The organism is Hymenobacter swuensis DY53, assembly GCF_000576555.1.
Classification (GTDB): Bacteria; Bacteroidota; Bacteroidia; order Cytophagales; family Hymenobacteraceae; genus Hymenobacter; species Hymenobacter swuensis.
On the sequence record NZ_CP007145.1, the window covers coordinates 462,381 to 477,966 of the forward strand.

11 protein-coding genes are annotated in these 15,586 nt (G+C 59.1%); 6 read left to right on the top strand and 5 right to left on the bottom strand.

The window, feature by feature from the left end:
* Window positions 1-73 precede the first annotated feature (73 nt).
* The 4 genes from HSW_RS03495 to HSW_RS03510 all read left to right on the top strand — a co-directional run bounded on the left by HSW_RS03495 (window position 74) and on the right by HSW_RS03510 (window position 8,102).
* Window positions 74-5,293 carry a hypothetical protein gene (locus tag HSW_RS03495; protein ID WP_155832803.1) on the top strand — a complete coding sequence of 1,740 codons (5,220 nt, stop codon included), beginning with the start codon at window positions 74-76 and terminating at the stop codon, window positions 5,291-5,293.
* 244 nt (window positions 5,294-5,537) lie between these two features.
* Entirely contained in the window at window positions 5,538-6,179 is a 642-nt protein-coding gene (plsY, locus tag HSW_RS03500) for a glycerol-3-phosphate 1-O-acyltransferase PlsY (protein WP_044000851.1), read from the top strand.
* Between the two features lie 5 nt (window positions 6,180-6,184).
* A complete protein-coding gene (locus tag HSW_RS03505) occupies window positions 6,185-6,673 on the top strand; it encodes a DUF2199 domain-containing protein (protein WP_044000852.1) in 489 nt (162 codons plus the stop codon).
* Between the two features lie 64 nt (window positions 6,674-6,737).
* The gene (locus HSW_RS03510) at window positions 6,738-8,102 is read left to right on the top strand and encodes a dipeptidase (protein WP_044000853.1); all 1,365 of its coding nucleotides are present in this window, start codon (window positions 6,738-6,740) and stop codon (window positions 8,100-8,102) included.
* A gap of 199 nt (window positions 8,103-8,301) precedes the next feature.
* On the opposite strand, the gene HSW_RS22475 is transcribed toward HSW_RS03510, so the two are convergent.
* The 3 genes from HSW_RS22475 to HSW_RS03525 form a co-directional block, all read right to left on the bottom strand.
* On the bottom strand, window positions 8,302-8,898 hold the full coding sequence (locus HSW_RS22475; RefSeq protein WP_052346070.1) for a porin family protein: 597 nt from the start codon (window positions 8,896-8,898) through the stop codon (window positions 8,302-8,304).
* A gap of 137 nt (window positions 8,899-9,035) precedes the next feature.
* Window positions 9,036-9,704: a porin family protein gene (locus HSW_RS03520; RefSeq protein ID WP_052346071.1), complete on the bottom strand. Its 669-nt coding sequence runs from the start codon at window positions 9,702-9,704 to the stop codon at window positions 9,036-9,038.
* A 175-nt stretch (window positions 9,705-9,879) separates the two neighbouring features.
* Complete coding sequence (locus HSW_RS03525) at window positions 9,880-10,623, bottom strand: porin family protein (RefSeq protein ID WP_044000854.1); 744 nt, start codon at window positions 10,621-10,623, stop codon at window positions 9,880-9,882.
* Between the two features lie 274 nt (window positions 10,624-10,897).
* Between HSW_RS03525 and HSW_RS03530 the strand changes: the two genes are divergently transcribed.
* Window positions 10,898-12,004: an acyloxyacyl hydrolase gene (locus tag HSW_RS03530; protein ID WP_081768238.1), complete on the top strand. Its 1,107-nt coding sequence runs from the start codon at window positions 10,898-10,900 to the stop codon at window positions 12,002-12,004.
* Window positions 12,005-12,205: 201 nt separating this feature from the next.
* Entirely contained in the window at window positions 12,206-12,856 is a 651-nt protein-coding gene (locus tag HSW_RS03535) for a DUF2306 domain-containing protein (RefSeq protein ID WP_044000856.1), read from the top strand.
* A 44-nt stretch (window positions 12,857-12,900) separates the two neighbouring features.
* On the opposite strand, the gene HSW_RS03540 is transcribed toward HSW_RS03535, so the two are convergent.
* Window positions 12,901-13,932, bottom strand: coding sequence for a quinone-dependent dihydroorotate dehydrogenase (locus tag HSW_RS03540; protein WP_044004067.1), 1,032 nt, complete (start codon window positions 13,930-13,932; stop codon window positions 12,901-12,903).
* 107 nt (window positions 13,933-14,039) lie between these two features.
* Window positions 14,040-15,578: a YifB family Mg chelatase-like AAA ATPase gene (locus HSW_RS03545; RefSeq protein WP_044000857.1), complete on the bottom strand. Its 1,539-nt coding sequence runs from the start codon at window positions 15,576-15,578 to the stop codon at window positions 14,040-14,042.
* Window positions 15,579-15,586: the final 8 nt, after the last annotated feature.

Below are 15,586 nucleotides of genomic sequence, written 5' to 3' on the forward strand. Positions count from 1 at the left end.
TCCGAAGCCCTCGGAAAGTGCCGGGTTTTCCTGAAATTGTAGGCGAGTAATCAGGTTTCTGCGAAATAATTATATGAAGCACTTTGCTTTTAGATGGGTTTGCGCGGTGGTGTTGGGCATGGGGCTGAGTGCGCCGGCTTGGGCCCAGCAAAAGCCCCAGGCTACTAAGCCCGGCACGGCCCCGGCGGCTCCGGCCCTTCCCAAATTTGCCGGTAAGCTCAGTGCCGAGCCCGCTCAGTTTCTGGTGGATGTGCAGTCGATGATGGCTACTACCAACAACGCGGCGGCCAAAACGGCAGGTGCGCGGCTGCAGCAGGCCTGGGCCACCAACAAGCTCACGAGCGTGCAGCAGGGCTACATCATTTCCCTGAGCCAGTACATGCTGGGGCGTAAGTTCCGGCCCAAGCCCCACTTCGAGCAGTTTTACACGGCCATTGCGGCCGGGGTATTGGTGCAGAACTTCACGGAGCAGCAGATGACGGAGTTTCTGGACGTGACGGGTAAAACCCTGGAAAAGGAGCAGCCTGCCGATGCCGAGAAATTCCTGGCCAGCGCGTCGCTGTTTCTGGATACCAGGTTTCTGCACCGCTCCCGGTACAGCACCCTGCAGGTAGTGGGCGGCTCGTTCAGCTTTGCCTACAACAAGCAGGATATGCCCCCGATGGCCCCGCCGGCTCCCGCGCCGGTTGCGCCAACCACGCCCGTGGCCACTACGTCTAAGCCCATCAACACCAAAAAGAATAGCGGCTGGGGCAACGAAGACCCCTGGGCCAGTGCTGACGACGGTTGGGGCGGTACTGCCAAAAAGCCGGCCGGTACGGCCGCCAAGCCCGCCGACTCCGGCTGGGACGCCACGGCGCGGCCTTCCTATGATACCTACCTGACGCCGCCTACCCGCGGGCCGGTTATTCTGCTCAAGGACGCCGACCTGTTTCTGGCTTCACCCTCTGACTCCGTGTATATCCGCAAGACCAGCGGCGCGGTGGTGGGTACTACCAATCGGTTTGTGGGCTACGGCGGCGAGTTTGCTTGGCAGGTGAACGGCAACCCCGCCTCGGTAGCGTTGGCCAGCTACGATTTTGACTTGGCCAAGTCGGAATTTGTGGCGAATCCCGTGACACTGACTTACGCGGCCGTGCTGGAAACGCCTATTAAGGGCTGGTTTGCCTACAAAAGTGTGCAGCGCAAGCCCGGCGCGAAAGATATGGCGTATCCGCGCTTTATCTCCAACACCAACGATGCGCGGGTGAAGAACATCGGAGACAATATTCGCTACTTCGGGGGCTTCTCGCTCACGGGCAACCGGGCCTTGTCGGCGTCTTTGGACGGGGCGTTGTCGCGCATTATTGTGGACGTGGATGGCAAGCCCAAGTTCCGGGCCTCCTCCCGGGCCTACGTGCTCGGCGACTCGGTTATTACGGCTCAGCACGCGGAGGTTTCCATCTTTCAGGATAAGCAGGACTCGCTTACCCACCCCGGCGTGCAACTCAAGTATAACAAGACCAAGCAGCTACTGCAGCTGACCCGCGAGGCCGGCCTCTACAAATCGACGCCGTATTACGACTCCTACCACCAGATGGAGGTAGCCACCGAGCTGTTGACCTGGCCCGTGCGCACCCCTTATATCGACTTCAGCATCCTGACCGCCAAAAACCAGGTCACGGCTAACTTCGAGTCGAAGGAATTCTACACCAACACTCGCTACCAGCAGATAAAGGCCATTAACAAGCTGCACCCGCTGCAGATGGTGGTAGGCTACAGCATGGAAAACGGCAACAAGCGGTTGTTTACGGTGCAGGACGTGGCTACTTTCCGCAAGCTCAAGCCCGATAACGTGCGCTCGGCCGTAGCTGGCCTAGCCCGCGACGGGTACGTGGCCTGGTACCCGCAGACGGAGCAGATTGTGCTGCTGCCCAAGGCCCTGCACTACGTGAATTCCTCGCGCGGCAAGAAGGACTACGACCACATTGCCATCAAGAGCCTGTCGCCCTCGGGTAAAAATGCCACGCTCGACCTGAACACTAACGACCTCATTGTGCGGGGCGTGGACCGCTTCAACTTCTCCGACGACTCCGTGACGGTGTTCGTGAAGCCGGATTCCAGCATTATCCGCATCCAGAAAAACCGGGGCGTGCAGTTCAACGGTACGGTAGTGGCCTCGGCCTTCATCTTCAAGGGCAAGGAGTTCAAGTTCGATTACGACGGCTTTTACATTGATCTGGTCAAGATTGACTCCATCATTGTGAAGGGCAAGGGCTCGAAGGGCTCGGTGATGAAGGCCCGCAAGGACGTGGACTGGACCCTGACCAATAAGAAAAAGAACTCGGCCGGCCGCCTCTACATCAACGCGCCCAACAACAAATCGGGCCGCAAGAAGCTGGGCGCCTACCCCTCGTTCGATGCCAGTACCGGCGCGTACGTGTTCTTCGATAAGCCGGAAGTGCTGGGCGGGGCTTACGATACCACCATGTACTTCGATATTCCGCCCTTCAAGCTGGATTCGCTCAACAATAAAAACCGGGCGGCCGTGGGCTTCAAGGGCACCTTCGTAAGCGGGGGCATCGTGCCCAACTTCAACACCAAGCTGAGCATGCAGGATGATGGTTCGCTGGGCTTTGTGTACAACGTGCCCAAGGATGGCTTCCCGCTGTATGGCGGCAAGGGGCGACTCTTCAACAAGGTGGCCATGAGCAACAAGGGCTTCCAGGGCATCGGCAACATCAAGTACCTGACCGGCGACTTCCAGAGCGACCAGTTTATTTTCTATAAGGACTCCGTGGTGACGGTGGGCAAAACGGCCACTATTCTGCCCGGTCCGCTTAACGGGACGGAGTTTGCCAAGGTGAACTTCCTGCCCGGCTACCAGATGAAATGGGCCGTGAAACAGGACTCCATGTACCTGACCACCCAAGATAAGGGCGAGGCATTTAAGGTATACGATACCACCTACGGCTTCAAAGGCACGCTTACCTACACGCCCGGCGGCCTGCTGGGTGATGGCCGCATGGATGGGCCGCAGTCGTTTATCCGCTCCACCTCGTTCGTGTTCAAGCCGACCCGCTACACGGGCTCCAGGTCTACGCTGAACATTAAGTCGGCGGAGGTGAACAAGCCGGCTCTTACGGCCAATAACGTGAGCTTCACCTACGATCTGAAAGCGGGTAACACCGAATTCGCCCGCGAATCGGACGACACCAAATCCAGCATTGAGCTGCCGTATTCGCAGTACCGCACCACGCTTTCGGGCGGCAAGTGGGATTTCAAGACGAAGCTGGTGAAGCTGCGGCTGGCGCCCGGGGCCGACTCGTCCCGGTCCTTCTTCTACAGCACCAAGCCCGAGCAGCGCGGCCTCAAGTTCCAGGCCGCCACGGGCCAGTACGACCTGAGCCGCTACCGGCTGGTGGCCGGCGGCGTACCGCGCATTTCCTCGGCCGATGCCTGGATTATGCCCGACTCCAGCAAGGTGTACATTCTGCCCAACGCCGAGATGCGCGCCTTCCAGAACGCGGGCATTGTGATGGATACTCTGCGCAAGTACCACAACCTGTATAAGGGCGAAATCCGGGTGCTCTCGCGCACGGCCTTCAGCGGCAACGCCCTCTACAACTACAAAACCACCGCCGACTCCTTCGCCATCAAGTTTGCTAACTTTCACGTCGATTCCACGGCTATGGCCATGGCCTCGGTGGGCCGCAAGGGCGGCGTAGCGAAGGGCCTGCTGAAGCGCGGGCCGGCCGGCGACGAGACGGAAACCCCACCCTCGCCGCCCACGCTGGCCGTGGCCACCCTGGCCGCTACCGACAAGTTCAACCTCGCGCCCCGCATCGGGTATCGGGGCGGCATCACCATGAACTCGCAGAAGAAGGGTTTCACCTTCGACGGGCAGGCCAAGCTGAACTTCGTGAAGTCGGCGGCAGCTTCCGAGTGGTTTGCGGTACAGGACACCATCGACCCCAAGGCCATCCGCATCAAGCTCAACAAGCCCAAAACCGAGGATGGCACGCCTATGCTTTCGGGCCTGTTCATGAACGACGGGACCAACAAGATCTACCCGCTGTTTGTGGCTCCCAAGCCCGGCGTGACGGATATGAACCTGTTTGAGGTAGACGGTACGTTGCGCTATAACCCTAAAAGCCGGGTGTATACCATCAGCCAGCACGACCCCGCCGACCCCGATGTATATGAGGGCGCGGTGATGAGCCTGCAGGACTCCACCGGTCAGCTGAACTTCCGGGGTAAGCTCAACCTTATCAACTCCAACAAAGACTACACCCTCACGGCCGCCGGCCTGGGTACGGCCAAACCCGACAGCAACCTCTACGACCTGGATACCTTCCTGGCCTTTGATATTGTGCTGCCGGAGAAGGCCCTAGAGGCTATGGGCACCGACCTGGCTACTAATGCCAAAGGGGCGCCCGAGGCCCTTACCGGCTCGCCGGCCCAGCTCTACAAGATGGGCGAATTTGTGGGCAACAAGGTGGTGCAAGACTACAGCACCCGCAAGGGCGGCTACGTGCCGCTCCAGAAGGTATCGGCCAAATTCCTGCACACCATCGTGCTGAGCCAGGTGAACCTGCGCTGGAACGACAAGCGCAAGGCCTGGTACTCGGTGGGCAAGATTGGGCTGGTGAGCGTGGGCAAGAAGGATATTAATGCCCTGATTGACGGCTACATCGAAATCAAGAAGGAAAGCACCGGCGACGCCGTGGAGCTGTACCTGGAAGCCGAGCCCCAGACGTGGTACTACCTCAAATACTCCAACAACGTGATGCTGGCGAAGGCCCAGCACGGCTCATTTGATGAAATTATCGGCCTCAAGGCTAAGGGCGACTACAACACGGCCACCGAGTACGGCTTCTATCTGGGCGACGACATGGAGGTGCAGACCTTCCTCAACCATTTCCGCAAGGACTATCTGAACGAGACGACCAAGAAGAAGATCAATATCACCCAGCCTGAGCCTACCGGCAACTTCGATTTCGACCAGGATGCTAGCAAGAAGAAAAAGAAGAAGAAGGATCCGGTAGAAGAAGCCCTGGAAGCCGACCCCAACGCCGCCCCGCCCGTGGAAGAGCCTACCAGTAAAAAGAAGAAGAAAAAGGACGAGCCAGTAGAAGCCGCTCCGGCCCCTGCCGCCGATGCCGCCCCCGCCGAGGACACCGGCAAAAAGAAGAAGAAAAAAGACGAAGCCGTAGAAGCCACCCCGCCCGCCGATGCGCCGACGGAAGAGCCCAAGAAGGAGTCAAAGAAGAAAAAGAAGAAAGATGCCAACGACCCCTTCGGCGAAGAGTAATCACAACGCCCCGGCCGCCCAGCGGCCGGGGCGTTGTATTTGAGCCTAACTATGGAACGGTCATGCTGAGCTTGTCGAAGAATCTCTACCGCTTCGTTGCTGTGGTAATCCACCGACCGAAGCGGTAGAGATGCTTCGACTTCGCCTCCGGCTACGCTCAGCATGACCGTTTGATATTCCTCAACTGCCCGTGCCCCGGCTCCGTATCTTTACCCCATCGACTGAACCGCTACTCCCTTCCCGCATGAATCTCCCCTTAGTGCTCGGCCTGCTGGTGGCCGCTTACCTCATCGGCTCCATCCCAACGGCTTTGTGGGTGGGACGGGCGTTTTTCGGGCTGGATATCCGGGAGCATGGCTCCGGCAACTCTGGGGCCACCAACACCTTCCGGGTGCTGGGCAAAAAGCCCGGTTCCTTCGTAATGGCCGTGGATGTGCTGAAAGGCTGGGTAGCTACCTCGCTGGCCACGGTGATGCTGAACCAGGGTGCCATTCTGCCTTCGCAACTGCTGTACTACCAGCTGGCTTGTGGGGTGCTGGCGGTGGTGGGGCATATTTACCCTATCTGGGCCGGGTTCCGGGGCGGCAAGGGCGTGGCTACCATTCTGGGTGTGATGCTGGCCATTGCCCCGGCTACCGTGGGCGTGTGCATTCTGGTGTTTGTTGCGGTGCTGCTGGTGTCACGCTATGTGTCGCTGAGCAGCATGTCGGCCGGGGTGGTGTTTGCTTTGCTCCAGTTGCTGCCCCCGTTCCGCCCCGATAACCAGCTGCTCGTGTGGTTTGGCTTCGTGGTGGCCGGGCTGCTCATCTACACCCACCGCGCCAACATCCAGCGCCTGCGCGCCGGCACCGAAAGCCGCGTGCCCATGCCCTGGGATAAGAAGTAGGAAGGATGAGCTACCAATGTGCCTGTTGCGGTAGGACACACGAAGAATTGCCAGACATTGGCTCAGCAATGCCTTACATGATACACGACGTCTCGGAAGAGGAACGGCAGGACCGGGTTGTGCTGACGGCAGATATGTGCATCTTGGATGACGAGCATTATTTCATTCGAGGAGTGCTGGAAATTCCGGTGCATGAGCAGGAGCAAACATTGGGCTTTGGCGTGTGGGTGAGTCAGAAAGCAGAGCATTTCCATGCTTATCGTGAGCAGCCTGACTCGACCGATATAGGGCCGTTTTTTGGCTGGTTCTGCACCGAAGTCAACGCATTTTCACCTACCATTCTGCTGAAGTCAAAAGCGCACTTCATCGGAAACGGGCAGCGTCCCAGTATTGAGTTGGAACCTACCGACCATCCGCTGGCCGTAGCGCAGCGGGAGGGCATCAGTTTAGCCCGCGCTTGGGAAATCGTGCACGAGTACCTTCCGAAGGAATAAGCTGCTTCTACCGCCGCGCCTTTCTACCTTTACCCCCGCATTTCCAACCCCAAAACCACCCCGCATGGCTTCCTACCTCGAGCAGAACCAGCAGCGTTTCCTCACCGAACTCATCGACTGGCTCCGTATTCCGTCGGTTTCCGCCGACCCCAAGTTTCACGGCGACGTGCTCAAGGCCGCTGAGTACCTAAAGGCCCGCTTCCTGGAAGTAGGCCTGGAAAACGTGGAGCTGTGCCCCACGGCCGGCAACCCCATCGTGTACGGCGAGAAAATCATTGACCCCGCCCTGCCCACGGTGTTGGTGTACGGCCACTACGACGTGCAGCCCGCCGACCCCTACGAGCTGTGGGATTCGCCCCCGTTCGAGCCCGTTATCAAAGACGAGAAGATTTACGCCCGCGGCGCCTGCGACGACAAAGGCCAAGTGTATATGCACGTAAAAGCCCTGGAAGTAATGAACCAGGACGGCGGCCTGCCCTGCAACATCAAGGTAATGATTGAAGGCGAGGAGGAAATCGGCTCCAACAACCTCGGCATCTTTGTGCGTGCCAACAAGGAGAAGCTCAAGGCCGACGTTATCCTGATTTCCGACACTGGCATGCTGGCCAACGACGAGCCCAGCATCGAGGTAGGCCTGCGTGGGCTGAGCTACCACGAGGTGGAAGTAACCGGCCCCAACCGCGACCTGCACTCCGGCCTCTATGGTGGCGCGGTGGCCAACCCCATCAACGTGCTCTGCAAGATGATTGCCAGCCTGCACGACGAGAACAACCACATTACCATCCCCGAGTTCTATAACAACGTGGCCGTCCTCACCGACGACGAGCGTGCCGAGCTGAACCGCGTGCCGCACTCCGACGACGAGTTCAAAAAGAGCATCGGCCTGCCCGACACCTACGGCGAGCAGGGCTACACTACCGTGGAGCGCATCGGCATCCGGCCCACCCTGGACGTGAACGGCATCTGGGGCGGCTACACCGGTGAGGGCGCCAAAACGGTTATTGCCTCCAAGGCCTACGCCAAAATTTCGATGCGCCTGGTGCCTAACCAGACCTCGGAGGAAATTACCCAGCTGTTCCAGCAGCACTTCGAGCGGATTGCGCCCAGCGGCGTGACGGTGAAGGTGAAGCCCCACCACGGCGGCGAGCCGGTGGTAACCCCCACCGACTCGGTGGCCTACAAAGCGGCGGCCGACGCCATGGAAACCACCTTCGGTAAGCGCCCCATTCCTACGCGCGGCGGCGGTTCCATTCCCATCGTGGCCATGTTCAAGAGCGAGCTGGGCCTGGATACCGTGCTGCTCGGCTTCGGCCTGGACTCCGACGCCATCCACTCGCCCAATGAGCACTACGGCGTATTCAACTTCCTGAAAGGCATCGAAACCATCCCGCACTTCTACCGCAACTACGCGGCGGCCGTGAAGGGCTAGGCAGCCATTTGCCCGTATATAAAAACGCCCGGCTACTACCACAGTAGCCGGGCGTTTTTGTGTGGAACGGTGTAGAGACGCGACACTTCGCGTTTCCTCGTTGCTGACGTTGTTTGGTGAAACGGCGCGGCTCCAGCCGTTCAACGCGGAGACGCGAAGTGCCGCGTCTCTACACCGCTCCTGAATCAACGAGTCCCACCTAATTCCCCTGGAACGAATACGTCAGGTACAGCTGGAAGGCACTGTTGCGGATGTTGTTCTGCACCTCGGTGGTGCCCACCAGTACCGATTTTTCGATGTTCGTGATGCCGCCGTTGTAGCGCAGGCCCACGCCCAGGCCGGTTTTGCGCTGGTAGCCGAGGCCGAACAGGTAACCGGCATCCACGGTGTTGTAGCTAGGCTTCACATCAAGGCTCTGGTTGTCGGTTTTGCGGCGGGCGGCGACCAGAAAGCCCACCTGCGGGCCGGCTTCGAAGAATAGGCCATCCACGTTGACGTGGAAAACCAGCGGCACATCCACGTAATCGAGGCGGGTGGTTACCTCGGGGGAGGAGGGGAGCTTGGCACCCTTGCGGGAGTAGATGACCTCCGGCTGAAAGGCAAACAGCTTCGAGAGGCCAATATTGGCGAAGCCGCCGGCCTGAAACCCGACGGCGTTCTTGTAGCTGTCGGCCTGCTCGCCCACGAAGTTGGAGAGCGTACCACCGGCCTTCAGCCCCAGGGATACGTTGCGCTGTGCCTGGGCGGCGCCGCTCAGGCCGGTGAGCAGCAACAGGGAGAAAAGAGCTTTCTTCATGCGAAAAGGAAGGAAGAACGAAAAGAGAAACGGAGCGCGAAGCTACGCGCAAATGCCGTGGCAACTACGGAAACCCACAAAAACGGCCTCCCTCCGAATGGAGAGAGGCCGCTGGATAAGCTGGTTAGAAGCCCGGCCTATTTGCCTGGCAGCAGGAAGCCCACCGACGCCTGAAACACCGAGTTGCGGGCGTTACGCACGTCGGCGTCGCCGGTGTAGCCGTCCTTGGCGAAGTCGGTGAACGAGCCGTTGTAGCGCAGACCCAGCATGAAGCCGTTGTCGGCCTGGTAGCCCAGCCCGGCCGCGTACCCGATTTCGTTGCGGTTCACGTTGTCGAGGTTAGCCACGCCCTGGCGCTGGAAGGCCGTGTTGCCATTGACGGACACGCTGGATTCATCCTTCACTTTCAGCAGGTAGCTGTACTGCGGGCCGGCCTCAAAATAGGCACCACCGGCGCGTACTTTCAGCAGCACCGGCACATCAATGTAATTGTAGGTCCGGTCGCCGTCATACTTGTACTTGAGGCCGCCCACGGTAAACTCGTCGTCGGCGTAGGTAAAGCCTTTCTGCGAAAACAGCACCTCCGGCTGCACCGACAGGAAACCGTCATCCAGCAGGCCGATGTTCAGCATAGCTCCGCCGTGAAAACCGAATTTGTTCTTGTACTGGTCCTCGTTCGTCAGATCACCCGAAATGTTAGAGAGGTTGCCGCCGCCTTTCAGGCCGAAGCGGATACCTTGCGCCTTCGATTCGGAAACGGCAACAGTGGCCAGCAGGGCCGCAGCGGCCAGTAGTGACTTTTTCATGAGCGTAGCAGAAGTTAGGGGTGGTGAGGGAAAACAAAAAAGTTCACGGCCGGAGTACGAAAAGTGTGCCAGCCTGCTGCCTTAACGGCCGTAATCGGGTAAAGGCGTATACATCAGCTGAAAAAAATGGCTGCATCCCCGTAGGAAAGCAGCCATTCTGGGCATTCAAGTCCGGTTATTTGGTCGGAATCAGGTAGCCGAGCTGCAGGGTGAAGGCGTTGTTGAAGGCCTTCGGCTCGTTGTCCTGGTCTTTGGTATCAATGAGTGAGTTGAAGCCCCGGGCGTAACGCAAACCCAGGCTGATGCCGCCGTCGGTCATGTAGCCCACACCAGCCACGCCGCTGATGTCGAACTGAGCGAGGTCAGACTTGTAGGCGTCGTCGCGGCTGATACCGGTGTAGTCCAGAAAGGCACCGTTGTTCTCCACTTTGTCCTTGTCGCCGTTGGTGTACTTAGTGGTCGTCTGCGACTTATTCTTGGAGCCGAAGAGGTAGCTTACCTGCGGACCCAGCTCGAAGAACAAACCGCCAGCGTTGATTTTAGCCAACAGCGGTACATCCAAGTAGTGCAGCACGCGCTGCTGCTCCTGCTCTACCGACTTCACGTTAGCCGCCAGATTCGTGGTTTGCTTAGTCTGAATTTCGTAGCCCTTGCGGTTATAGAGCAACTCGGGAGCAAAGGAGAAAAACCCGTCCGAAGACAGTGGGATGCTCACGCCCACGCCGGCGTTGTAGCCCAGCTTGTAGTCGCCCAGGTCGGTGCTATAGTTAGCGCCGGTAATCTGGCTCACGTTGTCGCCGGAAATGTTGGAGTAGGTACCGCCTACTTTCACCCCGATGCGGAAGCCGCCGGCATCCTGAGCGTTTACAACGGAAACGGAGGCAACGCCCAAAGCGGCCAGCAGTGCAAATTTTTTCATGACAATAGGGGGATTTGAACGCACAGATCAACAACCACTTCACCGACCACAACAGCCACGTTCCTCGTGGTTTTCAGGGGCTCATAGCGTAAAGCAGCACCGTAGGGTTGCAGCATAAATCATATTTTCTCTGGAATTCACCAAAACGTAACAGGCGCGTTTCCAACTAACTGCTACAGTGGCAGCGGGTTATCAAACAAGATAAAACAGGTGGTTTCCGGGGGGCTACCAAGTTGATTTCGCTACTTTTGGCGTTCAGGCTTGCAGTTTTTTTATGATGATTCGGTACGGATGGCTACTGGCCGGACTGCTTTCCGGGACCGGCTGGAGTGGCCTGCGGGCACAGACTGCCCCAGTCGCGGCTCCGCTGGTACTGGGGGCCTACGCGCAGGGTGGCTTCATTCTGGCCCACACGCCTTCGGTGCAGCATCTGGCTGTGTCGCACCCCACGGGCCTGGAGCTGAACCTGCAGCGCCAGACCAACGGCGCGGCTCCCTGGCACGCCTGGTACAAGTACCCGAAAGTAGGGCTGGCGCTGGTGTATTACGATTATCACAATGCGCGGCTGGGCCGCTCCTACGCGGCCAGCGTGTACGTGAACAAATCATTCTGGCGCACCCGACGGCAGGAGTTCAACTTTCGACTGGGTACAGGCCTGGGCTACTTCCCGGTGCGTTTTGAGGCCGCAACCAACCACAAAAATACCCTCATCGGCTCCCGGCTGAATGCCACGCTCCAGGCCCGCCTGGAGTATGACGTGGCCCTGACGGAACATCTGGGCCTGCTGTTAGGGCTTGGGCTGAACCACTATTCCAACGGGGCCACCACCAAACCCAACTTTGGTATAAACCTGCCTACCGTGCTCCTGGGCCTCAACTACCATCAGCAACGCCCACTGCAGCCGCTCAACACCAGCCCCACGCCAGAGCCCACCGATGTTGGGCGTAATTTTCTGAATATAAGCACTTCCGTGGGGTGGAAACAGCGCAACGAAACCGATAACCAGCACTACCTCGTCAACGCAGTGACCCTGGCCGTGGGCCGGCGCATAAACCGCAAAAGCAACTTGGTAGCCGGGCTGGAAGGCTTCCACGACCGGAGCCTGACCGCGCAACTCCGCGACACGGCCCGTACGAGCGACCAATTGCCCGACGTGAAAAAGGCCGGTGCTTACGTGGGCCACGAACTGCTGTTCGGGCGGTTGGCTTTTGTGTCGCACCTTGGGCTGTATTTCTACAATCCGTACAAATCCAACCGGTTTTACTACGAGCGGCTGGGCATTAAATACCATTTTACTGAGCGGGTATTCGGCAACATTGACCTGAAAGTACATGGTGGAGCCGCCGACGTAATTGAGTGGCGACTGGGGCTGAAGCTGTAAGGCGGCACGGGTGGAAAACGTAGGTCAGGACGCGAGATGCTCCTTGCTGCATGACGTGTTGGCTGCATAATTGGACGCAGCTGAGCGGCGGTAAACGGCAGTTCAGGGGAGGAGTCCGACGCTTGGGTAACTCCGAATGGCAGTTGCTGCGCCGCCACGCCATCTTGCCTGCACAACTTCACCTTTCGCAACCTCACTGCTATGGAGACCTTTCTGCTTCTGAACCGCTGGCTGCACATTGCGGCTGGTTTTACCGGCTTCTTCGTGGCTCCGGTGGCGCTTGTTGTGCGGAAAGGAGGGTCGGCCCACCGGTTCTGGGGGAAGGTGTTTTTCTATGCCATGCTGGTGGCGGGTACCACGGCTATTGCGTCGGCCAGCTTCAAAGGGCTGACGTTTTTGTTGCTCACGGGCGTGTTCAGCTTATATCTGGCGCAGTTCGGCTACCGCTCGTTGCGGCACAAGCGCATAGGCCAAGGCCAGCAGCCCGGCTTCTACGACTGGGCAAGCGCACTACTAGGCTTGGCGGTGTTTGCCGGTACGCTGGGCTATGGGCTGTGGGCGCGGCCCTTCAATGTGGTGATGGTGATCTTCGGAGCCATTGGCCTTATGACAACCGGGCGGCAGCTCTGGGCCTTCCGGCGGCCAGGGCCCTGGCCTGCCGGGCAATGGCTGCGCAACCACATTTCGGGCTTCATGGGCTCCTACATTGCGGCGGTATCGGCGTTTTCCGCCACCAGCCTTAAGTTCATTCCGTTCCCGCTCAACTTCCTCTGGCCTACGTTGGTGCTGGTGCCCGTCCTCATATGGATGCAGCGCCGCCATGTGCCCAAAGGTGAAGCGGTGCAGTTATAAAGTTGTCCTTCGGGTGCTTCGCGCAACTCGCAATGACAGCCGGACTATTTCACCAGTTCGCCGTTGATACTTCGCACGAGGCCTGGGCCTTCGTAAATAAAACCGGTATAGAGCTGCAGCAGCACCGCGCCGGCTTCCAGCTTTTCACGGGCATCTTGAGCGGAAAAAATTCCGCCCACGCCGATGATAGGCAACTGGCCTCGGCTGCCCTTACTCAAGTAGCGGATTACCTCGGTGGCCCGCTGGCGCAGGGGCTTGCCACTGAGCCCCCCGGCTCCCAGCGCGGCTACCTGGGTTTCGGGGGTGGAAAGACCGGCCCGACTGATGGTGGTGTTGGTCGCAACCAGGCCATTGAGGTTGGTTTCGCGGGCGATGAGTAGGATATCATCAAGCTGCGAATCGGTGAGGTCGGGCGCAATTTTGAGCAATAGCGGCCGGGGAGCCGGTAATGCTTGGTTGCGTTCCTGCACCTGCTGCAACAGCTGAATCAGCGGCTCCCGCTCCTGCAGCTGCCGCAGGCCCGGCGTGTTCGGCGACGATACATTCACCACGAAATAATCCACCACCTCATGCAGGGCCTCCACGCAGGCCACGTAATCGTGCGCAGCCAGCTCGTTGGGCGTATCCTTATTCTTGCCGATGTTGCCCCCGATAATTAGGTCTTGGTTGCGGCGTTGGCGCAGGCGGGTGGCGGCAGCCTCGGCTCCAAGGTTATTAAAGCCCATCCGGTTCACCAGCGCCTTATCCTGTGGCAGCCGGAACAGGCGTGGAACCGGGTTACCGGGCTGGGGCCGGGGCGTCACGGTGCCAATTTCCACAAAACCGAAGCCCAGCGCGCCCAGCTCGTCGGTCAGCTCGGCGTTCTTATCGAAGCCGGCCGCCAGCCCTACCGGGTTGCGGAACCGCAGCCCCAGCACGTCGCGCTCCAGGTTGGGGTGCTGAAAATCGTAAAGCCCCCGCAACACCGCCGCCGCCCCCGGCAGCCGGTAGGCCCGCTTCAGGTTGTCAAATACCAGATGATGAGCCTTCTCCGCATCCAGGCGAAAAAGCAGGGGCTTAACCAGCGAGTCGTATATCACGCCGCAAAAGTAACGGTGATTTGGTGAGTTGGTGATTTAGCGCGTTTACTGCTTGCGCGGTGCAAAAGATAAACGCGCTAAGTCACCAACTCACTAAATCACCATTACCCCGCCCAGCCTTCCCGGTCGAGGCTGCGGTATTGGATGGCCTCGGCTAGGTGCGGGAGCTGGATGTGCTCGGAGGCAGCCAGGTCGGCAATGGTGCGGGATACTTTCAGAATCCGGTCGTAAGCGCGGGCCGAGAGGCCGAGGCGCTCCATAGCCGTCTTGAGCAGCGTAATACCGGCCGGGTCAATCCGGCAGATGTCCTTCACCATCTGGGAGGGCATCATGGCATTGGAGTGGATGTCGGGAAATTCCCGGAACCGCTCATTCTGCCGCTGCCGGGCCTTTTCCACCCGCTCCTGAATGGTGCGGCTGTCCTCGGCGCGGCGCGTTTCCGTCATCTGGTCAAACGTAACGGGCGTTACTTCCACATGCAGATCAATGCGGTCCAGCAGCGGGCCGCTCACCTTGTTGAGGTAGCGCTGCACCACGCCGGGGCCGCACACGCACTCTTTTTCGGGGTGATTGTAGTAGCCGCAGGGGCAGGGGTTCATGCTGGCAATGAGCATGAAGTTGGCCGGAAAGTCGATGCTGAGTTTGGCCCGCGAAATGGTCACGCGGCGTTCTTCCAGCGGCTGACGCATCACTTCCAGCACCGTGCGCTTGAACTCCGGCAGCTCATCCAGAAACAGCACGCCGTTGTGAGCCAGGGAAATTTCGCCCGGCTGCGGGTTGCCGCCGCCGCCTACCAGGGCCACATCAGAAATGGTGTGATGAGGACTGCGAAACGGCCGGGTGTTAATGAGGGAAGCATTGGCCCCCAGCTTGCCGGCCACCGAGTGAATTTTGGTGCTTTCCAGTGCCTCCTGCATGTTGAGGGCCGGCAGAATGCTGGGCAGACGCTTAGCCAGCATGGTTTTGCCCGCACCGGGCGGCCCAATCATTATCACGTTGTGGCCGCCGGCCGCCGCAATTTCCAGGGCCCGCTTGATGTTTTCCTGGCCCTGCACATCGGCAAAATCGGCGGCATACTGATTAGCCGCCTGCTGAAATACGTCGCGCGTATCGATAACCACTGGCGTAATCTCTTGGCGGCCTTCCAGAAAGTCCACCGCTTCCTGCATGGTGTCCACCGGAATAACATCCAGGTTGTTCACAATGGCAGCTTCCTGGGCATTCTCGCGAGGCAGAATAAAGCCTTTGAAACCCTCTTTACGAGCCTGAATAGCAATGGGTAGTACGCCCCGAATAGGTCGCAGAGCCCCATCCAACGCCAGCTCGCCCATAATCACGTACTCCGCCAGCCGCTCGGTCGTCAGCTGCTGGGAGGCATGCAGAATGCCCAGCCCGATGGGCAGATCGTAGGCCGAGCCTTCCTTGCGGATATCGGCTGGGGCCATGTTCACGACCACCTTAGTGCGCGGCATCCGGTAGCCCCGAAACTTGAGGGCTGCCTCCACCCGCTGCTGGCTTTCTTTGATGGTATTATCGGGGAGGCCCACCACAAAAAAACTGGTGCCCTGCGAAACGACGACTTCGATGGTAATGGTATAGGCGTTAACCCCTTGCACGGCCGAGCCGAAGGTTTTGGTAAGCATAAATAGCG